Annotated in this window: 13 protein-coding genes; 7 read left to right on the top strand and 6 right to left on the bottom strand. The window is 69.9% G+C overall.

Annotated features, from left to right (window positions below; all coding sequences use genetic code 11):
• Positions 1–50: 50 nt before the first annotated feature.
• Positions 51–2,567 (top strand): VCBS repeat-containing protein, encoded by a 2,517-nt coding sequence (locus QHF85_RS15845; RefSeq protein WP_281328018.1) that lies wholly within the window; start codon positions 51–53, stop codon positions 2,565–2,567.
• 706 nt (positions 2,568–3,273) lie between these two features.
• On the opposite strand, the gene QHF85_RS15840 is transcribed toward QHF85_RS15845, so the two are convergent.
• Positions 3,274–3,975 (bottom strand): hypothetical protein, encoded by a 702-nt coding sequence (locus tag QHF85_RS15840; protein WP_281328017.1) that lies wholly within the window; start codon positions 3,973–3,975, stop codon positions 3,274–3,276.
• Positions 3,976–4,553: 578 nt separating this feature from the next.
• On the opposite strand from QHF85_RS15840, the gene QHF85_RS15835 reads away from it, so the two are divergent.
• Positions 4,554–5,246, top strand: coding sequence for a class I SAM-dependent methyltransferase (locus QHF85_RS15835; RefSeq protein WP_281328016.1), 693 nt, complete (start codon positions 4,554–4,556; stop codon positions 5,244–5,246).
• A 373-nt stretch (positions 5,247–5,619) separates the two neighbouring features.
• On the opposite strand, the gene QHF85_RS15830 is transcribed toward QHF85_RS15835, so the two are convergent.
• Positions 5,620–6,264, bottom strand: coding sequence for an RNA polymerase sigma factor (locus QHF85_RS15830; protein WP_281328015.1), 645 nt, complete (start codon positions 6,262–6,264; stop codon positions 5,620–5,622).
• A gap of 450 nt (positions 6,265–6,714) precedes the next feature.
• Between QHF85_RS15830 and QHF85_RS15825 the strand changes: the two genes are divergently transcribed.
• Complete coding sequence (locus tag QHF85_RS15825; RefSeq protein ID WP_281328014.1) at positions 6,715–11,592, top strand: AAA family ATPase; 4,878 nt, start codon at positions 6,715–6,717, stop codon at positions 11,590–11,592.
• Between the two features lie 40 nt (positions 11,593–11,632).
• On the opposite strand, the gene QHF85_RS15820 is transcribed toward QHF85_RS15825, so the two are convergent.
• From QHF85_RS15820 to QHF85_RS15810, 3 genes are read right to left on the bottom strand one after another with little or no spacing between them, the layout of a single operon-like run.
• Positions 11,633–13,393, bottom strand: a complete 1,761-nt coding sequence (locus QHF85_RS15820; protein WP_281328013.1) for a hypothetical protein — start codon at positions 13,391–13,393, stop codon at positions 11,633–11,635.
• Positions 13,394–13,438: 45 nt separating this feature from the next.
• Complete coding sequence (locus tag QHF85_RS15815) at positions 13,439–14,116, bottom strand: hypothetical protein (protein ID WP_281328012.1); 678 nt, start codon at positions 14,114–14,116, stop codon at positions 13,439–13,441.
• Positions 14,117–14,120: 4 nt separating this feature from the next.
• Complete coding sequence (locus tag QHF85_RS15810; protein ID WP_281328011.1) at positions 14,121–15,347, bottom strand: penicillin-insensitive murein endopeptidase; 1,227 nt, start codon at positions 15,345–15,347, stop codon at positions 14,121–14,123.
• Between the two features lie 159 nt (positions 15,348–15,506).
• On the opposite strand from QHF85_RS15810, the gene QHF85_RS15805 reads away from it, so the two are divergent.
• Both QHF85_RS15805 and QHF85_RS15800 read left to right on the top strand, forming a co-directional pair.
• Positions 15,507–16,115 (top strand): periplasmic heavy metal sensor, encoded by a 609-nt coding sequence (locus QHF85_RS15805; RefSeq protein WP_281328010.1) that lies wholly within the window; start codon positions 15,507–15,509, stop codon positions 16,113–16,115.
• A 98-nt stretch (positions 16,116–16,213) separates the two neighbouring features.
• On the top strand, positions 16,214–16,408 hold the full coding sequence (locus QHF85_RS15800; RefSeq protein ID WP_281328009.1) for a hypothetical protein: 195 nt from the start codon (positions 16,214–16,216) through the stop codon (positions 16,406–16,408).
• Here the strand turns inward: QHF85_RS15800 and QHF85_RS15795 are convergent.
• Positions 16,405–17,523: a hypothetical protein gene (locus QHF85_RS15795; protein ID WP_281328008.1), complete on the bottom strand. Its 1,119-nt coding sequence runs from the start codon at positions 17,521–17,523 to the stop codon at positions 16,405–16,407. The genes QHF85_RS15800 and QHF85_RS15795 overlap by 4 nt on opposite strands.
• A 166-nt stretch (positions 17,524–17,689) precedes the next feature.
• Here QHF85_RS15795 and QHF85_RS15790 point away from each other — a divergent pair, with 166 nt between their 5' ends.
• Both QHF85_RS15790 and QHF85_RS15785 read left to right on the top strand, forming a co-directional pair.
• The gene (locus QHF85_RS15790) at positions 17,690–18,922 is read left to right on the top strand and encodes a HEAT repeat domain-containing protein (protein WP_281328007.1); all 1,233 of its coding nucleotides are present in this window, start codon (positions 17,690–17,692) and stop codon (positions 18,920–18,922) included.
• A complete protein-coding gene (locus QHF85_RS15785) occupies positions 18,919–19,590 on the top strand; it encodes an NAD(P)H-binding protein (RefSeq protein ID WP_281328006.1) in 672 nt (223 codons plus the stop codon). The genes QHF85_RS15790 and QHF85_RS15785 overlap by 4 nt, the downstream gene beginning before the upstream one ends.
• The last annotated feature ends 63 nt before the right edge of the window (positions 19,591–19,653 follow it).

Raw genomic sequence — 19,653 nt, 5'->3', positions numbered from 1 at the left:
CCGACTCCGCTAATCTCTCCCTCCCACGAATCCTCCCGAGGAGGGAAAGAATGACGAGGAGATCGATTCAAGGTGGCTGGCTCGCCGCGGCGGGCGTTTTCGCGCTCGCCCTGACTGCGCTGGCCGAGGGCTGCGGCGACGGCACGGCCACGGGCGGCGGGGGCTCGGGGGGGAGCGGCCCGGGCTCGGGCGGGCAGGGGGGCGACGGCGGGACGTTCACCGTCGGCGTGGCGCAGGGCGGCGGGTTTCCGGGCACGTGTGATCCCACGTGCGAGCCCGCGACGCAGGTCTGCTCGCACGGCGTCTGCGTGCCCGTGACCGGCTGCGCGAACGACGCGGATTGCGAGAACGACACGTATTGCGAGCCCACGCTCAAGCAATGCGTGCCGTGGGAGAGCGCGTCGCCGCCGAACGACCCGACGTGCATCAACGTCATCGCCGCCGGGCAATTCTCGCCGCGCGTCAAATGCGAGTTCAGCCAGGCGCCCGCCGGCGATCCGTTCCCCGGCCACGTCGACGTGCAGGGCACGCCGATCGTGACGAACTTCAACAAGCCCGCGGCCGCGGGCCCGCCGAGCATCGCCGCGGCGTTCACGCCGACCGTGATCGCCAATTACACCGAGGATCAGGGCGTCATCCGCGTGCTCAGCGGCAAGGATTGCTCGCTCGAGGCGAACCTCGGCGGCACCGACGTGGACGGCGACGGCGCGGCGGATTGGATCGTCTCCTCGTCCACGCTCGCGTCGGGTGATCTCGACGGTGACGGCGTGGCCGAGATCGTCGCGTACGGGGCGGACGGCTCGACCCTCGCGTTCACGAAAAAGTCCGGCGCCTGGGGATTGCTGTGGAAATCTCCGTATCAGGCCGGCATCCCGGGCGGCCCCTGCGATTTCATCCAGCACCGCTGCCCCGTGGGCTGGGCCGGGCCTTCCATTCACGACATCGACGACGACGGCAAGCCCGAGATCCTGCGCGAAGGCGCCGTCCTCCGCGCCGACGGAACGCTCGCGTCGGGCGCTCCGCCGCTTTATTCGAGTTATTCCGCGGGCCTCTTCTCCGTGGTGGCGAACCTCGATCAGGATCCGAACGTCGAGTTCACGAACGGGCAGTTCATCTGGGAGTGGGCGGGCGGCGCGTGGGTGCAGGAGCCGGGCTTCCCCGGCGCGTCGGCGTCGGCGCCGGGGCACGTGGCCATCGCCGATTTCGGCGCGTACGGCGCCGGCGTGCCCGCGACGAACCCCGAGATCGTGGTCGTGCGATCGAGCCTCGTCATGATCTACGCGATCGACGGCACGCTCGTGCAGCCGCCCGTGGCCGTGCCCGGGGCAGGGGGCGGCGGTCCGCCCACGGTCAGCGATTTCGACGGAGATGGTCTGCCCGAGGTCGCGGTCGCCGGGCAGGCGTTCTACACGATCTACGACCTCGATTGCGGCCCGGCCCCGCGGCCGGGCGGGACGTGCAACCTCGCCACATGTGATTTTGCGGGCGGCACCTGCCCCGCGGGCGGCTACATCCTCTGGTCGAAATCGACGCAGGACCTCTCGTCGAACGTCACGGGCTCCAGCGTCTTCGATTTCGAGGCCGACGGTTCGAGCGAGGTCGTCTACGGCGACGAGTGCTTCGTCCGCGTGTACGACGGCGACACGGGCGACGTCCTCTTCAGCCAGTATCGCTCGTCGTGCACCTGGTACGAAAACCCCATCATCGCCGACGTCGACGGCAATTTCCGCGCGGATCTCGTCACGCCGTCGAACAAGGCTTGCTCGCCCGACGGCACGGGCATTCCGTGCCAGACCCTCGACGCGAACGGCGTCGACGCGCAGTTCCCCGGCGTTCGTTGCCAGAAGGCCGGCGATTGCATCTCCGGCGTGTGCGACGCGGGGTTCTGCCGCTGCACCGAGACGAAGCAATGCTGCGCGGCCCAGGACGACGCGGCCTGCACCGAGGAGGGGCTCCTTTGCGCGCCGCCGCCCGCGGGCACGCCCGGGACCGGCAATACGTGCCGCGCCGGCCACCCGCACGGCGTGTCCGGGATCCGCGTGTACTCGGACGCGAACGACAAATGGGTCCGCTCGCGGACCATCTGGAATCAGCACCCGTATGCGGTGACGCACGTCAACGAGGACGGGACCATTCCCAAGACGAGCGCGTGGACGAACAACTGGGACAACCCGGACCTCAACAACTTCCGCCAGAACGTCCCCGGCAATGCGAACGGCGCGGCCACGGGTGATCCCACGGCGGGCGCGAGCACGCAATTCGCTTGCAGTGGAGACGGCGCGGAGATCGGCGCTCCGATCTGCAACCGCGGCGCCGATCCCGTGGGCGCGGGGCTCTCGGTCGGCTTCTATGTCGGGCAGATGAAGGTCTGCGAGGCGAAGACCACCGAGGTCCTGCCGCCCGGCGAATGCCGGCTCGTCTCCTGCAACTGGAGCATGGTGCCGACGATTGAAGCCGACAAGGTGGACGTGACCGTCATTCCGAACGACGACGGCGCGTATGCCGAATGCAAACCCGGGAACAACCTGGGCACGATCGTCGGCGTGTTCTGCAAGCCGCCGGCTTGAGGCGCGGCGCTGGGGCTTTGCCCCAGGCCCCAGCAGGGGTTGTCCACCCCTGCACCCGGACCAGCGCAAGCGCTGGACGCGGGGTCGATGAACTGCGCGATGCGCAGTTCATCGAACAGCCAGATCAAGACGGGCGACGACGGCAGCGCTGCAGGTTCAACCGGCAACGTGCCCGTCGTCAGCTTGAAACGCACCTACCTGGTCTTGCCACCGGCCCGTTGGAAGAACTGCGCGGAGCGCAGTTCTTCCACCCCCGGTCCAGGCCGCGCCTGGTTCGGGTCGAGGGGCGAACAGCCCCCGCGGGGCCCGGGGCAGCGCCCCGGCGCGACGGCCTACGCTGAGACGAATGCTCGGCCTGTGGGGGCAAAGGGTGCTTGGGCACGACGGCTTTCGCTTCCGCTGCCGCGTCGGATAGGATCCCCCACCGGAGCCCTACGCGATGCGGCCCGACATTCCCGCCCTCGCGAAGCGCCCCGGGCTCGTCGCGACGCGCGCCACCTCCCGGTCACGAGCGCCCCGCGCCCCTCGACCTGCGGCGCGCCTCCCCCGCGAACCATCCCCGCCGACCTTCCTCCGGAAAGGCCACCCCGGCGCAGGGCCCCCGCCCCCCGAGCGAAGGAGGCCGCCGACCGATGGAAGGACCCCGCGCACCGGTCGCCGGACCCCGCGCACCGGTTTCCGGACGTCCCCCCGAGGATCCCGCGCCCTACCTGCCCGTCGGAAGCGCCGCGCCTTCGGCCGCGGGCGTGATGGGCGCCGGCGGCGAGGGCGCCGCCGCGTCGTCCTCGTCGTCCTTCTGGGAGGCCCGCTCGACGCGCAACTTCTGGAAATCCTTGTCGTTTCGACCCACCGCATGCGCGAGGCTCCGGCGGAACGTCTGGATCTCCTTGTCGAGCACGACGGCCGTGGCGCGGCTCTCCTTGAGCAGCTTCTGGTACGTCGCATCCGCGGCCTCTGCCTCGGACCATTCCTTGTTTGCCGCCACGAGGGAGGGGCTCAGCGCGTCGAGCGCGGCGAGCTTGTAGGCGAGCGGTTTGCCGTCTGCCGTGGTCGCCTCCTCCAGCACCTCGGCGAGCCGGTTCCCGTCCTCGATCACGTCATCGGGAACGTCGGGCTTGTCGCCGAAGGTCGACGGGTCGAATCCCGGGAGGTCACGCGTGAGGAGGGGCAGCCAGCTCTGAATGTGCCGGAGCAGGGCGGCGACCGCGCCTTTGCCCTCGCGCATTTCACGTCGCCAGGTGTTTTCGTATTTCGCGGCTGCGTCGTATGCGGCGACGAATGCGTCGACCTTCGGGGGCAAGGTGGTCGAATACGCGGCGAGGACGGGCGACTCGGAGGCCCTACGCTCCTGCACGCGCTTGGCGCGGGTCGCGAGGCGACGGAGCTTCCATGCGGGGGTGGTTGCCATCGAGAGGATCCTTTCCAGAAAGGTGCGGCTCGAAGGAAAACCGGAGGGAGGCGGGAAGGTCAAGGCCGTTTTGTGGCCGCTGGCACAGGGCAGCGGCGGGAGCGGAGGCGGAGGCGGAGGCGGAGGCGGAGGCGGAGGCGGGGGCGGGTTAGGGTTCCGGTCCTTCGGACTCGGGGTCGCCAACCCCGCGGATCTTGGCTGGATCTCCACGGGCTGGGGGCCCCCTTGCCGCCGACGCGGTGCCCTTTCCGCCGCCTTTTCCACCGTCGCCGCTTCAAGTTCGGGGATCGACCGGTCGAGCGGCAAGCACTCCCCGAGACCCAACTCCGCCGCCGTGCGCGCAGCACGACGATAGCGGTTGATCATGTCGCTGGACTGATGCCCCGTCCGATCCTGGACCCACGTTTCTGTCCTGTTGTTCGCGAGTGCAAGGGTCACGAACGAGATTGCGACGCGCTCCTCGCTTTGCTTCCGCCCGGCTGATCGCGCTCGCACGCTCCGGGCATCGAAACGGGTTCCTGTCGAGTCGCTGTCACGTCGCGCGGGAGTGCGATAAGGTCGCGCCGATGAGCGACCGAGTGAGCGATGCGCAGGCGCGCGTGTACCAAGAGAAGGCGGACGCGTACGACGCGCTGATCAACGCGGAGGATGCGGACGAGGCGCTCGCACGCGTGGTGCGCGAATGGCTGCCGGAGGGGGCAGTGGCGCTCGACGTCGGCGCGGGCACCGGGCGGCTCTCGCGCATCGCCTCTGCGCGCGCGTCTCGCTTGCACTTGGTCGATCGCGCGGCGCCTATGTTGGAGATCGCGCGGCGGCATCTATCGCAGGCCGGCGTGCCGTTCACCATCCACAACGCGGATGCGCGCTCGTTGCCGTTGCCCGACGCGAGCGTCGATGTCGCGATGGCCGGATGGGTGTTCGGGCATTTTCGTCACTGGATGCCGGAGGGCTGGCGCGAAGAAGTGGACGCGGCGCTGTCGGAGATGCTCCGTGTGGTGCGTCCCGGCGGTGCGCTCATGGTCATCGAGACGCTTGGCACCGGCCACGAGACGCCGCGAGTCCATCCGGGCATGGACGAGTACTTCGCGCATCTGGAGCACGCGCATGGGCTTTCGCGCCGCTGGGTGCGCACCGACTACGTGTTCCCCGACGTCGAGACCGCGGCGCGCATTTGCGGCGAATTTTTCGGTCCAGCGCTCGTGGCCCAGATCCGCGAGCGCGCTTGGGCGCGCGTTCCGGAGTGCACCGCGATCTTCACGGGCGCTCGCTGATCAGCTCTGAGAGGGGCCCGCGGACCCGAGCGCGCATTGCACGGCGTCGGGTTCGTCGGGCCCGCGTCCGCGTCGGCACGCGGTCCTGCCGAATACTACGTCTTACGTCGGGGGTTCGCGCGACGTGCGCGCTTCGAGTTCTTTCCGGAGCTTTCGGCGTTCGCCCTTCGGCCAAAGCTTACGAGCGAGCTCCGCAATACGGTGTCCGCGATCATCCCCAGGATCCGGTCGGCAGCGTCATGCGCCACCAGCGCGGCGTCGATGTCGCCTGTCGCCGCCGCCATGATCTCCCCTTGGCAGGACGCGGAGCCAGCGGGTTGCGCCGGGTCAGGGGTGCCGGACCCCGTAGCGGGAGCGGGAGTGGACGCGGGTCTTACGCGAGCGAGAGCATCTCCAACCGCTTCCGCGCGAGACGCAGGCGGCTGTAGACAGCTTTCGCCTTGATCCCGAGCGACGCGGCGATTTCCGCGATCGACGATCCCTCCAGGTACGGAATCACCGCGTCCCGGATGCGCGGGCTGATCTTCGCCAGGAAACGCTTGAGCCGGAACACGCCGTAGATCGCATGCAGCAGCGTGTCCGGCGACGTCGCGTCCTCCTGCTCGGGAAAATCCTCCGAGAAACCGACGAGAACCTCGCGCTCGTACCGTAGGCGCGTTCGATAATTGCGCGCATGGTTGAGCCCAATCACCAGGAGCCACGGCCGGGCCTGCTCCGGCGTGACCAGGCACGAGAGGCGACGCCATACCGTGAAGAAGACCTCTTGCAGGACATCCTCCACGTCGCGGGGAGGTACGGCCTGACCGAGAAGAAGGCGACGCAGGAAATCGCGATGTTCGAGGTAGAGGCGGCCGAGCAAGGCGTGCGACGCCGAAAAGTTTGCCGGCGGAGGATGGACGAGTAGCGTGACCATTAGCTCATGGCTCCGGGTAGTGGTGTCGTGGGTCAGACGCCGGTCGGTGTTGGTAGCACCGGCTGGCGTCGCTTGTTTTGTCTCACGAATCGCGGGCGAACTCAACAATAAAAGTTGAATTGGTTTGACCGGGGGATTCCCTCACCCCCGACCCCTCGCCCGTCCCGCGAGAGGGGCCAGGCGGCTTGTTTCTACGCAGCGCGGCGGTAGACGAGGCGGGTCAGGGGGGCGATGACGTGGTCCATTCGGTCCATCACCCGTGCATCGCCAAACAGTGGCATCGCCTGACCGCAATCGTCGTTCGCGGAAGTGACGACAATCCCCCGCTCGCGTGCATCTCAATGCTCGAAATGTCGGGCCCACACCAGAGCGCCCGTATCTCTTGATATTCGTGCACGCCCCTTTTCCGAGCGCGGCGAGCACGTGTCAACGCGCCGACGCATCCTGCGTGCCTTCTCGCGCCTGCACGTTCGCCGCGACAATTGACGCGGATCCCGCGCGGCGTATAGCCTGGGGGGTCGGCGACAAACGGGGGGGCGCGTGTGAGGCATCGACATGACCCGGCTGGAAGAAGTAACGATCACGGAAGAGCTCGCAACGACCGCGATGTCACGGCTGTTTCGTGGTCGCAGGAAGAGCGACGGCCTTCAGGTGCGCGTGAAGGTGCTTCGCGCCGAGTCCAATCGCGTCGCTGACGTCGCCAGCTTCAAGCACGACTATCAACGTCTGTCGCGCCTGCGCGCCCCTGGCGTGGTGCGCGTGCACGGCTTCGAGCCGACCGGCGAGGGCATGGCCATGGTCCTCGCCGAGGTCCTTGGCGAGCCCCTCTCGGCCCGCCTGACGTCGCCTGCTGGCACGCGCGGGATGCTGGACCTCGCCATCCCGCTCACCACGGCGCTCGGCGCGATCCACGCGGCCGGCGTCGTGCACCGGGGGCTTTCGGCGGCGAGCATCGTCGTCGACGCGAGCGGCCGCCCCACCATCACGAGCTTCGGCACGGATGCGGCGCTGACCCGCGAAAACGACGCCCTCTACGAACCGCATTTCGTCGCCGAGACCCTGCCCTTCTTCGCCCCCGAGCAGACCGGGCGCATGAACCGCGGCGTCGACGAGCGCTCCGACCTCTATTCGCTGGGCGTCATCTTTTACGCGCTCCTCACCGGGCAATTGCCATTTCGATCCCGGGACCCGCTGGAGCTCATCCACGCGCACCTCGCCCTCGCGCCCGAGCGGCCTTCCAAGATCGCTGTCGACGTGCCGCCGCCGCTCGAGGCGATCGTGCTCCGGCTGCTCGAAAAGAACCCCGAGGATCGCTACCAGAGCACGAAGAGCCTCCTCGCCGACCTCGAGGCGTGCCGGCAGCGGCTCCGCCCCGATGGCGGCATCGACGAATTCCCCCTCGGCGTGCTGCACGAAAACGCCCGCCTGCTCGTCCGGAACAAGCTCTACGGGCGCGAGAACGACGTCGCGGAGCTCGTCGCGTCCTTCGAGCGGGTGCTCGACCGGGCGCGCGAGATCACGCTCGTCTCGGGCTATTCGGGCGTCGGGAAGTCCTCGCTGGTCGCGGAGATCTTGAAGCCGCTCGCGCGGGCCAGGGGCTATTACATCACGGGCAAGTACGACCAGTTGAACCGCGAGGCGCCCTATAGCGCCATCCTCCAGGCCTTCGACGGGCTCGTCCGGACCCTCCTCTGCGAGAGCGAGGGACGCGTGCGCGCGTGGAAAGAGGCGCTCCTCGCCGCGCTCGGCACGAACGCGTCCGTCGTCTGCGAGGTGCTCCCGTCGCTCGCGCACGTTCTCGGCGATCTGCCGCCCGCGCCGGCCCTCGGGGCCGTCGAGGCCCAGAATCGATTCACCCTCGCGATGCGGAGGTTCGTCTCGGTCTTCGCCCGGCGCGCCCATCCGCTGGTGCTCTTCCTCGACGACCTGCAATGGGCCGACGCGGCGAGTCTGCGCCTGCTCACCACGCTCCTGCTCGACGACAGCATCGAGGCTCTCTTCTTCACGGGCGCGTACCGCGACAACGAGGTGAATGGCGCGCATCCGCTCCGCACGACACTCGCGGAGCTGCGAAAGGGCGGCCTCGGCCTGCGGGAGATCGTGCTCGGCCCGCTCCGGCTCGAGCACGTGAAAGAGCTCTTCGCGGACAGCCTGCGCGCGCCGAGCCCCGAGGGCGCGGCCGAGCTCGTGCTGCAAAAGACGGGAGGCAATCCATTCTTCGTGCGGCAGCTCTTGCGGTCGCTCCACGAAAAGGGGGCCCTCGAGCCCGGACCGGACGGATCGCTCGGCTGGAGCTCGCTCGAGGCGATCGCCGCGATGCCACACATGGCCAACGTGGTGGACTTGATGCTCGACGCGATCCGGCACCTGCCGCGGCTCACGCAGGAGGCGCTGGAGATCGGCGCCGCCATTGGCAGCCCGTTCGAGCTCGGCACGCTCAGCATCGTCACCGCATGCGCGCCGGAGGAGGCGTACGGCCGCCTCGCCCCGGCCCTCGAGGCAGGGCTCGTGGCGCGCGCCGGCGAATTCTACCGTTTCACCCACGACAAGATCCAGGAGGCCGCCTATGCAATGCTCGCCGAGGACGAGCGGGCCGCGCTCCACCTGCACATCGGGCGCCTCTTATCGAAGAAGAGCGACGCGCAGAGCCTGTTCGACGCCACGGGCCACCTGAACAGCGCGCGCGGGCTGGTGCTCGGGGCCGAGGAGCTCCTCGCGCTCTGCAAAATGAACCTCGCCGCCGCCGAGCGCGCCGAGGGGGCAGCCGCATTCCCGGCCGCTCTCCGCTACCTCGAGCACGGCATCGTCCTGCTCCCCGCGGACGCCTGGGATGCCCATTACGATCTCGCGCTCCGCTATTTCATGAAGAAGGGCGAGATGGAGGCCCTGTGCGAGCGTCACGCGCAGGCGCGGGAGACGCTCGGCCAGGCCTTCACGCACGCCCGGAGCCGCCTCGAGCGCACCCAGGTCCGGCGGCTCGTGATGAATGCTCACATTTTGACGAACGATCTCCTCGCCGCGCTCGATGAGGGCCTCGCCGCGCTCGAGCCCTTCGGCATCCATCTGCCGCGCTTTCCGAGCGACGAGGCGAGCAGCGCCGAGCTCGACGCGACCCTCGCCGCGCTCGAGGGCCGCCCCATCGACTCGCTGGTCGATCTGCCGCTCCTCGCGGATCCCGAGATCATGGCCCTCCAGGACGTGCTCGAGGACATGCTCTCGCCCTGCTACTTCGTCTCGCCGAACAACCACGCGATCACGGTGGCGAAGATGGTGCAGCAGGCGCTCGCGCACGGGTTGTCGAAGCACACGATCTATGCGTTCGTGAATTTCGGGATGTTCCTCTGCGTGCGGGGGGACATCGAGCTCGGCTACCAGTTCGGAAAGCTCGCGGTGCGGGTGAGCGAGCGTCATCCGGAGAAAAAATCCGAATCGATGCTCTGCAACATGTGGGGCGCGTTCGTGCAGCACTGGAAGGAGCCCTATTCGAAGTACAAGGAGAACTTCCCGCGGGGCGTGCACGTGGGCCTCGAGACGGGCCAGTACGTCTGGGCCTTTTACAATGCGACGAACATCCCCACGAACAGCCTGCTCGCGGGCGCGCGCCTCGCCGAGGTCCTCGAGGAGGCGGCGGCGCTCGCGCCGGTGTGCAAGCTCGACGTCTCCGGCGGCTTCACCTGGATCGTGAACGCCGCCGCCCAGATCGCGCAGAACCTTTCCAACCCGTCCGCGCAGAGCGACAGGCTTTTGGGGGATTGGCTCGACATCGACGCCGTCCGGAGCACGGCGACCGCGATGGGCAACGGCGCCGTGTTGTTCTTCGCGGACAACTTCACCATCATGCACGACGTCTTCCAGGGCCGTTACGCCGAGGCGGCGGAGGTGGCCCTCAGGGCCGAGCCCGACATCCCCTCGGTCGTGAGCTGGCACGTGAGCGTCGTCTATCACTTCTATGCCTCCCTGGCGCTGCTCTTGGCCGCGGAAGAGGCCGCACCCGAGGTGCGCGCGAGAAACCTGGCCCGCGCCGAGGCCTCCGCCGCCAAGCTCTCTTGCTGGGCCGATCTATGCCCGGACAACCACCGACACCGCGCGCTCCTCTTGCGCGCCGAGATTGCCCGGGCCCGCGGCGAGCGCCTTTTGGCCGTCGATCTCTACGATGAGGGCATCGCGGCGGCGGCCGCGGGAGGGTTCGTGCAGGACGAGGCGCTCGGCAACGAGCTGTGCGCGCGTTATCACCTGCGCCTCGGAAAGACGAAGGTCGCGCGCACGTACCTGCACGAGGCGCACGCGCTCTACGGTCAATGGGGGGCGGTGGCGGCGACGGAGCGCCTCGAAAAAAGCTTCTTCGCGCTCCTGCCGCGCGCCGCCCACGGGCCGCACGTGGGCGCTCGGGCAGGGGCACCGGACGAAAGCGCGCGGGCGCTCGACGTGCACGCGGCCATCAAGGCCATGCAAGCCATCTCCGGCGAGGTGGTGCTCTCGCGCCTGCTCGAGAGGCTCTTGCGGATCGCCCTCGAGAGCGCCGGGGCGACGCGGGGCATTTTGATCCTCAAAGAGAATGACGATCTCTTGATCCAGGCCGAGGAGGAGCTTCAGCGCGGAAAGGTCACCCTCCTCGCGGGCGTGCCCCTGGAGACGCGCGAGGATCTGCCCACGGGAATCGTGCATTACGTGGCGCGGACGGGCGAGAGCGTGGTCCTCGGGGACGCGGCGAGCGCGGAGCAGTTCCCCGGCGATCGCTGGCTCGCGCAGGGCAAGGCGCGGTCGCTCCTGGCGGCGCCGGTGGGCAAGCGCGGGCGGATCGTGGGGGTGCTTTATCTCGAGAACGAGCTCGCCGCCTTCGCATTCACGCCCGATCGCGTGGAGCTCTTGCGGATGCTCTCCACGCAGATGGCGATATCCATCGAGAATGCGCTGCTCTACGCGAGCCTGGAGCGCAAGGTGGAGGACCGGACCCGGGCGCTCGAGGAGGCGCACGCGGAGATCGTGACCTTGAGCGGCGAGCGCGAGCGCAGCCAGGCGGAGATGCTCGCGCACAGCCATGCCCTCATCGAGCGCCAGAACGAGCTCATCCGGGCACTCTCGACGCCCATCCTCCAGGTCTGGGACGGGGTCCTGGCATTGCCCCTCATCGGCGCGCTCGACGGCTCGCGGGCCGCGGAGATCACCGAGCGGCTGCTTTCGCGCGTGGCGAGCTCGGCGACGCATTTCGCGATCATCGACGTGACCGGCGTGGACACGCTGGACGGGCAGGCGGCCGAATTGCTGGTGCGCATCGGGCACGCCGTGGAGCTGCTCGGCGCGCGGACGCTCATCACCGGGCTGCACGCGAGCGCCGCCCGCACGCTGGTCTCCTCCTGCGTCGATCTGCGCGGGCTCGAGACGCGCGCCAACCTGCGCGACGGGCTCAGGCTCTGCCTCCGGCGCCTCGCCTGAGCTGCCTTCGGCTGCCGTTCGACGGCGAGGTGACGGGCGCTCAGCGCCCCTTCGGCGCGTCGCAGCTCGCGGGCGCCTTCGGGCCAAACGCGAACGAAAACCCATCCACGTTTTCGCCTCGCGGCAGCCACCGCACCTTCGTCAGCTTCCCGCCGCGGTCGACCTCGATCTCCACGGGACGATCGATCGTCCCGTCCCCGAGATCCGCCGCCGTGATGCGATCCCCTTCGGCGAGCCCTGCCTTCGCCGCCGCCGATTTCTTCGACAGCCCGCGCACCTTCTTTTCGGTCGCGGACGCGGGATCGAAGCCGAGCTCGTAGCGCGGCACCTTTTTCTTCACCTTCACGAAGCACGGCCCGAATGCGTCGTCCGGCACCTCGGCGACGCCTCCCTTGCCGATCACCGCGCCAAACCTTGCCTCCCCCTCGGCCCCGAGCTCCTTCACGATCGCCTCGCGCAGCGCGGCCTCGGGCACGCGGCGCGGGCCGGTCGCCTGGGCCTCGCCGTCTCCTGCCTTCGGCGCGATCTCGCGCGCCACGTCGGCGAGCGAGCGCTTGCCGCCGCTCTTCGCTCGGATGCGCGCGTCGAGCTCGGCCGCGAAGAGCATTCCTCGATCCTCGGCTCGAGCCTCGGCCGACGAAAAATACTGCGTCGCGCGGGCGTCGACCTCGGCGAGCACGTCCCGCGCCGCCACGAGATTCGCCCGGCGCAGGGCGTCGACCGCGAAATACGAGACGAACCCCTCGTCGAACCAGCCAGCCACCGAATACCCGAGGCTCGCCCGCGCCATGGCTTTTGCCAAGATGCGTTTTTCCGGCCAACCGAACGTGAGTCCCTCGTCGCCGACCGCGATCGCGCTCCGGCCCGCGACGGACGCGTCGAAGCGGCGCCCCGAAGCCCCGCTCGAGCGCAGGAAAATATCGAAATGGCCGAGCGGCGCGTCCGCGAGCGGGCGCACCGAGGCCCAGGCCCGGCTCGCCCAGGCGCCCGCGTCGAGCACGTCGAAGACGCCGCGGCCGAGCGAGGTCACCGCGAACGAGGCGCCTTCGCCTTCGCGCGTCGCCGGCCGCTCGATCGTCACCCGGTGGAGCGACCCCGCGGCCCACGTCGCGGCCGCGAGCGCCGTCGGCGAGCCGCTCACCTCGACGTCGCCCGCGCCGAGCGACGACGCGCCGCTCGCGCCTTCCCCGAGTCCCGAGACGTCCCAGCGCACGCGCATCTCGTGCGGCTCGGTCGTCTCCGGCACGAGCAAGAACGCGCGCCCGACGCCGAGGAACCCTCCCGCCGACGCCGAGAGCGGAGCGGCGGCCTGCGCGGCGCTGCCCGCCGCGAGCTTTCGCGTGTAGCTCACGGTCACCGGACCACGCGCGCGACGCTCGGCGCGCCACGCGGCGGGCGCTCCTGCCGCGTCCTTGCCCTCGCCCTCGTTCCGCACGAGCGGGAGCGATCCTTCGGCGTCGCGCGCCGTGAGCTCGTCGAGGTCCTCGACGCGCGCGTCGTCCAGCCGGAACACGAGCGGCCGCGCCTCGCCGAAGTCCACGGGCGGCACGGAGAAGCGCATCGACACGTCGAGCGCGACGACCTCGCTCCCTCCGTCACGCGTCGGCGTGAGGCGCACTTCGAGCGTGCGTGTCGTGCTCTCGGTCTTCGGCGGCGTCGTGACGACGGGCGCCGTGCTCTTCGCGGGCGGCGGACAGGGGCTTTCGAGGAGCAGCGGCTCGGACGCGCAAGCCGCGAGGCACGAGCCGAGGACGAGCGCGAGGCTCGCGTTTGCCGGAGAGGAGGGGCGGGGGAGACGCACGATGCGCGCGAGGATACTGCCAGCGCGCGCGCGCGTGCACGGGTTTCAGAAGCCGAGGTTCGGGTTCGTCGAGAGGAAGTAGGTGTGCCTCGCGGTGGTCTTCGCCCCGTTGAAGGGCCGGAACGCGAGGCCCTGGTACGCCTTGGCCACGCAGGCCTCGAAGTCCGCGCTCCACCAGCGGTCCGTGGACGACATGCCCTGGAGGACGACGCCGCCGACCTTGCCCGCGGGCTCGACCTCGAAGACGACCGCGAGAAACCCGTGCGCGTCGGGGTGCTTCTTGAGCTGCTCGAGCTGGCAGGCCCGCATCTCGGGGCGCATGCGGTCGTTCGACTGCGTGACCGCGCTCTCTTCCGCGCCGCTGTCCGTGGCCTTGCCCTCGACGATCGGGGCCGGGGGGTGGGCGGCGGGGTCGTCGACGAGGGCCAGCGGGGAAGGGCACGTGGGGCAGTTGATGTACGAGGGCGACGACCGTCCGAAGGCGCCGAGGAAGATCAGGCCGCCGAGGCCCGCGACGATGGCGTGGGTGAACGCGAGGAGCGCGATCCAAACGCCGCGCGAATTCGCGGGTTTGCCGCCGGTCTGCCGGAGCCGCGTGAGCACGGCGTTCTGCTCGGCGATCTCCGCTTCGCGCGCCCTTAGCGAGGCCTCACGCTCGGCGAGCTTCGCTTCGAGCGTCTCGATGCGCATCCGCGCCGCGTCGAGGTTGTTCCGGTACTCCATGGCGCTACCGCCCCTGCGTGGGGCCGCGCGTCGCGCCCGCGGTCCGCGGAGGCGCGGCCGTCGGCCGCTTGGGGACGGCGGACTTTGGTGGTGTCGGCGGCTTGGGGACCGGGATCCGGTACGTCCGGCCCATCTTGATGTCGATGGTCCTGAGCCCGTTCGCCCCCTGGATCGCCTCGACCGTCGTCCCGTAGCGCCGGGCGAGGATTTGCAGCGTGTCGCCGCTCCGGGCCTTGTGCATCACGACCGCGTCCGCGACGTGCGGCGGAGCGACCTTTTCCCGCTTGAGGAACGCCCCCGCGCGGCGCCCGAGCTCCTGCGCGACGGGGCTCACGAAGCGCACGTGCAGGTGGTTGCCGTGCCCGCGCGCGTGCCGCACGAGGGGCCTCGGGTGTTTGCCGCGGACCTGGAAGACCTGATCCAGAAACGCCTCGTCCTCGCCTTTGCGGAGCGCGTGGGCCACGAGGAGGCGCTGCACGGACGTGTCGATGAGCACGAGCTCCACGTCGGCGTCGCTCACGATCGTCTTCACGAGCGCGTAGGTGCGTTCGAGGTCGAGGTTCGCCTCGGTCGCCCGGACGAACGTGGTCTTCGGGGGGCTGTGGTAGTAGCCGATGTCCACGTCGCGGCCCGACTGGTGGCTCCTGTGGGGCGAGAGGTGGCCGCCCTTCTTGCTGCTGATGTGCCCGATGGCGAGGGCCGGGGCGCCGGGGTGCTCGGCCGCGACCTTCTCGATGCTGCGCGCGATCGCGTCCACCGTCTCCTGCGTGCCCCAGGCGCACGAGGGATCCTGCACGATCCACTTGTCGCTCCTCGGCATCTGCACGCCGTTCACGAGCGCGCCCGCATTCGTCGCGCCGAGCGAGAGCGGCCCGACGGAGGCCGGATCGCTGCGGTAGCGCGCTTCGAGCTGGGTCACGCTGAGCGCCAGCAACGGCGACGGAGGCTTCGGCGGCGGCGGGGCAGGGGCCTGGGCTTCGGCCTCCGGGCCTTCCGCTTCGGCGGCCTCGGCCTCGTCGTCGTCCGGCCCTTCCTCGTCATCGGCGTCCGGATCGGCGGCGGCCTCGTTCGCGACCGGCGTCGGGCTCGGCGCGGGCCTTGGTGCTGCGGCTTGCACCGGCTGCACCAGGATGGGCGCGCGTGCGCTCGTCTTCGGGCCTGCTTCTGCGGGCGCGGTGGCCGCGCAGCCGGGGAAGACCAGGAAAACCAGCCCGAAGAACCACCGCCGCATCGACAGGACTATACCCGCGGCCGGCCGGACCTGGCCACTCTCTTGCGTGCGCGTCTTTGCGCTTCTTCACACCGAGCGGGGCGCGCCCTTCACACGAGCGAGTGATGTTCCTCTGCGTGAACGACGCGGCGCGCGACAAGCCGCGGAGGAGAACGGAACATGCTCGGATTTCTGATCGGAACCGCTTGCCTCATCGGCCTCGTCAAGGTGCTGCGCCACGGGGGGTGCAACCGCGGCTACGGGTACCGGAGCTTCGGGTACGGCGGCGGTTGTGGCTCGTACGGAGGCGGCGGCTGGGGCGGGCGCGGCTACGGCCACGGCGGCTGGGAGGGTGGATACGACCGCGAGCACGGCGGGCCCTTCCGCACGCACGGGCGGGCGGGCTTCCGGCCCGGCGGCTACGGCATGACGCACTTCGTGCTGCGGCGGCTGTTCGAGGCGCTCGACACGACGCCGGGCCAGGAGAAGGCCATCGCGGCGGCGTTCGAGGAGATGCGCGAGGTCGCGACGAGGCACCGCGGCGAGCTCCGCAAGAGCCGCGAGGACGTGGCGAAAGCGATGCGCACGCCGAGCTTCGACGAGACCGTGATGGGCGAGCTCTTCGCGCGGCATGACGCGGCGCTCGAGGCGATGCGCAAGGCGATGGTGGGCTCGCTGGCGAAGGTGCACGAGGTGCTCGACGAGCGGCAGCGGGCGCGCCTTGCGGACTTGATCGAGCAATCCCCGGGGTTCTGGGGCGGTTTCGGCGGGCGAGGCGTGGAGATTTGAAACGCGGGGCGGCGTGCGGGGGTTCGGGGGCAGAGCGCGGCTCGCCCGCGCGGAGCCCCCGACGTCAACGAGACGTCGAGCGAACGAGAGGTGAGACCATGAAGCGAAGAGTTGCGATCGTGCTTTTGACCCTGGGGACCATCGGCGGATATGCCGCCGGCTTCGCGAGCTTGCGTTGTCATGGCGGGCAGCGAAGGCAGCACTTCGAGAACCACGTCGCGCAGATCTGCGTGGACGCCGCGCGAAGGGCGGACGCGCCCCCGCCCCCGCCTCCTCCTGCGCCGCCTCGTTAACGTGATTCGGGCTGGGTCTCGGTCGGAGCAGGCCGCGCCTTCTCCGGCCCGGGCCAGAGCTCGGGCGGATAGCTCAGCTCCACGAGCAGCTTCTCGAAATCCGCGATGGGCATCGTACAGCGGCCATACCGGTCGACGATGCGCGTGCGAATCCCCTCGAACCAGCTCTGTTGCGGGTCCATCGGATCGTCGTAGACGACCGTTCCGTTCGGACGATCGAGCTCGAGCACCCGGATCTTGTGCGCCGCGTGATCGGCGCCGCCCGCGGCCCTCCGCACGGGGCTCCGCACCCTCGGCAGCTCCAGCGTGGCGAAGACCGTCTCGCCCGCGCTCGTCACGCGCTCGATGATCGAGAGCGCGTCGCGGTGCAGGTCGGCGACGCCGCTCGTGTCCAGGCCGAACCGCTTGAAGAGCGCCGCGAAACGCGCGTGCCCGTCGGAGAGCGTCTCCCAGCGGTGCCCCGTGATCCCCACGAGAAGCCGATCGAACGCGCCGAGGCTCAGGCCCGTGCCGGTGTTCTTCACGCCCTCGAACTGCCCGTCCTCCGCGTTGTGGTAGTCGAGCTCGGGGTAGGCGTACTCCATGCAGGCGACCTGGAACAACCGGCTCACCGGGCTCCTGCGGTACTCGTGTTCGTCCGGCTCGAGCACGTCCTCGTCGCGCACGAGCTCCCCGCCGCTGCGGAGCGCGACCCGACCCGCGGGGCTCACGAGGCCCGCGATGATCCGCGCGTACTCGGCCGGATCCCGCTCGGCCACGTAGATCTCCACGCACGTCGCGGCGCACGTGCCCTTGAGGCCCTGCGTGATGCGGCCCGGCTGCACGATGTTGCGGATGAGCTCGCCGAGCAGGAGGGTTCGTCCCGGCGCCTCCTCGAACGAGGGCACCATCGGCGCGTCGGCCACGGCGAGCAGGCTCTCGTGCAGCCGCTTCCCGAGCGCGTCCTTGCGCGCGAAAAACCCCCGGGTCGCGAGCTCCCGGACCGCCTCGACGCTCCGCTTGCGCCAGATGCCCACGATCTCCCGGTCCCTGAGCGGGTAGGTGGGGTGGATCGGGAGATCGAGCCGCTCCTCGAGCTGATCGACGATCTCCTGCGGGTCTTCGCGATCCGTCATGGTTTTTCTCCCGAATTCCCCGCCCCAGGTCATTCGCCCCCGATGTTGGGGACCGATCCTGACGTGTTTCCTCGCGGCGAGCAAGGATCCGCGGCTTGCGGTGGACCTCGATCCTGCTACGGCGCGCCGCCGCCATTCCGGGCCGATTTCGAGTAGCATCCGCGCCGTGTTTCGTGCCCGCGCGTCGCTCTTCGTCTCCGCCGCGAGCCTCGTGTTCGCAGCGCTCGTGCCGGCGATCGCAGAAGCCCACATCATCCCGGGCGGGCTCACGTTGCACCAGATGGCGCGCGCCGCCGACGTCATCGCCGCCGCGCGGATCGAGCGCGCCGGCGACGAGCCCCGCGGCGCCGGCCCCCTGCCGCCCGTCGAGGCCCGGATCCTCGAGCTTTTTCGAGAGGGCGACGCGAAGGTGGGGCCGATCCGCTTCGTGCCGCACCGCCACGCCGGCGAGAGCTATGTCGTCGGCGAGGAGATCCTTCTCTTCCTCGAACGCAGGCGCCCCGACGCGAAGGACGCCGCGGCCGTGCCGTACGAATCGGTCGAGGCCATCGCCGATCGCATCGTGCTCGTGCCCGCCACGCGGGCGACGTGGATCGACGCCACGCGCGCCTATGCCGCGCTCGGCAAGGGCGAGCGGACGGGCGGCGATGCGGCCGCGCTCGGGCGCGTCACCCTCTCCATGCTCGGCTCCGCGGAAGCGCGGATCGCCACGTTCGCGCTCCGGGATCTCACGCTCGCCGGCGCCGCGCCCTTGATCGGCGAGGCCGACGTCCCTGCGCTCACCGCGCTGCTCGACGACGCCGCGCGGCCCGCGACCTTGCGCGTCGGCCTGCTCATGGAGCTCGAACGCCGCAAGCTCGTGCCCGTGGGACCGCGCTGGATCCCGCTCCTCCGCGCGGCGCCGCCGAACGATCGCGTGCAGGTCATCCGCGCGGCTGCGGCGCGCGCCTTCGTTCCGGCCGTGACGGCCGAGCTCGGCGTGATCCTGGAGAAGGGCGAGCGCGACGCGGCCATCGCGGCGGCGCGGGCGCTCGGCTCCGAGGGGAACGCGGCCGCCGTCGAGCCGCTCGGGCGCGCCGTGGATCGGGAGCCGGACGAGCTGCGCTTCGCCGCGCTCGGCAGCCTGCGCCGCGTCGGCTCGCCGGCCGCGCGGGAGATCCTCGCCCGCGTGGCGAAGTCGCACCCCGATCCCGAGACCCGCCGCGTGGCCACGACCGAGCAAAACCTCCTCGATGCCCGCGCCTCCGCGCCTCCGCCTGCGTCTGCCGGGACGAGCCAGTCGAGGTCGCCGTCGGGCGCGGGGCTCGGCCTGAAGGGCATCGTCCTCGGGATCGTCGCCGTGGTCCTCGCGTGTTACGGCTTGTTTTTTCTTCGTCGAGGGAAAGGAACATCGAAATGAGTTTGCAAGGGCGAACCGCGCTCCTCGCGGGCGCGACGGGCCTCGTCGGCCAGAGCTGCCTCGCGCGCCTGCTCGAACACCCGGCGTACGCGCGTGTCGTCGTGCTCGCGCGCAGGCCGACGGGCACGAGCCACGACAAACTGCAGGAAATCCGCGCCGATTTCGACGCGCTCGAGGGCCTCACGCCCTTGCCCCCCGTCGATGACGTATTCATCGCCCTCGGCACGACCATCAAGGCGGCGGGATCCCGACCGGCATTCTACAAGGTCGACCACGATTATGTGGTCTCGGTCGCGAAGCTCGGGAAACGTGCGGGAGCCCGCCGGCTCTCGCTCGTATCGAGCGTCGGGGCGGATTCGACGGCCATGAATTTTTATCTGCGTGTCAAAGGGGAGGCCGAGCGCGATATCAGCGATCTCGGCTACGAATGCGTCGATATCCTGCGCCCGAGCATGCTCCTGGGTGATCGCCACGAGCACAGGACGGGCGAGGCGCTCGCCGCCCCCATCCTGCGCGCCGTGAGCGGGGCCATGATGGGGCCGCTCCGTGTTTATCGTCCGATAGAGGCAGACGACGTCGCGGCCGCAATGGTGGCGAGCTTGGTATCCGATGGCACGGCCGGCGTCCGTGTCCGTACCTTCGACGACATTCGCCGATTCGCGTCGTAGCAGCAAAAAACAGTCTGGTTGTCCCGGGCGACGATTGGTGCTCGAACGGGTTTTTCCGAGCCG

The sequence above is a fragment of the Polyangium sp. 6x1 genome (genome assembly GCF_029946515.1).
Taxonomy (GTDB): domain Bacteria; phylum Myxococcota_A; class Polyangia; order Polyangiales; family Polyangiaceae; genus Polyangium.
The sequence above is the reverse complement of the archived record's forward strand: the minus strand, read 5'-3'. Positions and strand labels throughout refer to the sequence as shown.

Excerpts from the sequence above, each read along its gene's own strand:
- QHF85_RS15810 (WP_281328011.1), bottom strand. The coding sequence starts at position 15,347 with ATGCGGCGGTGGTTCTTCGGGCTGGTTTTCCTGGTCTTCCCCGGCTGC.
- QHF85_RS15785 (WP_281328006.1), top strand. The coding sequence starts at position 18,919 with ATGAGTTTGCAAGGGCGAACCGCGCTCCTCGCGGGCGCGACGGGCCTC.
- QHF85_RS15795 (WP_281328008.1), bottom strand. The coding sequence starts at position 17,523 with ATGACGGATCGCGAAGACCCGCAGGAGATCGTCGATCAGCTCGAGGAG.
- QHF85_RS15845 (WP_281328018.1), top strand. The coding sequence starts at position 51 with ATGACGAGGAGATCGATTCAAGGTGGCTGGCTCGCCGCGGCGGGCGTT.
- QHF85_RS15805 (WP_281328010.1), top strand. The coding sequence starts at position 15,507 with ATGCTCGGATTTCTGATCGGAACCGCTTGCCTCATCGGCCTCGTCAAG.
- QHF85_RS15825 (WP_281328014.1), top strand. The coding sequence starts at position 6,715 with ATGACCCGGCTGGAAGAAGTAACGATCACGGAAGAGCTCGCAACGACC.
- QHF85_RS15840 (WP_281328017.1), bottom strand. The coding sequence starts at position 3,975 with ATGGCAACCACCCCCGCATGGAAGCTCCGTCGCCTCGCGACCCGCGCC.
- QHF85_RS15815 (WP_281328012.1), bottom strand. The coding sequence starts at position 14,116 with ATGGAGTACCGGAACAACCTCGACGCGGCGCGGATGCGCATCGAGACG.
- QHF85_RS15800 (WP_281328009.1), top strand. The coding sequence starts at position 16,214 with ATGAAGCGAAGAGTTGCGATCGTGCTTTTGACCCTGGGGACCATCGGC.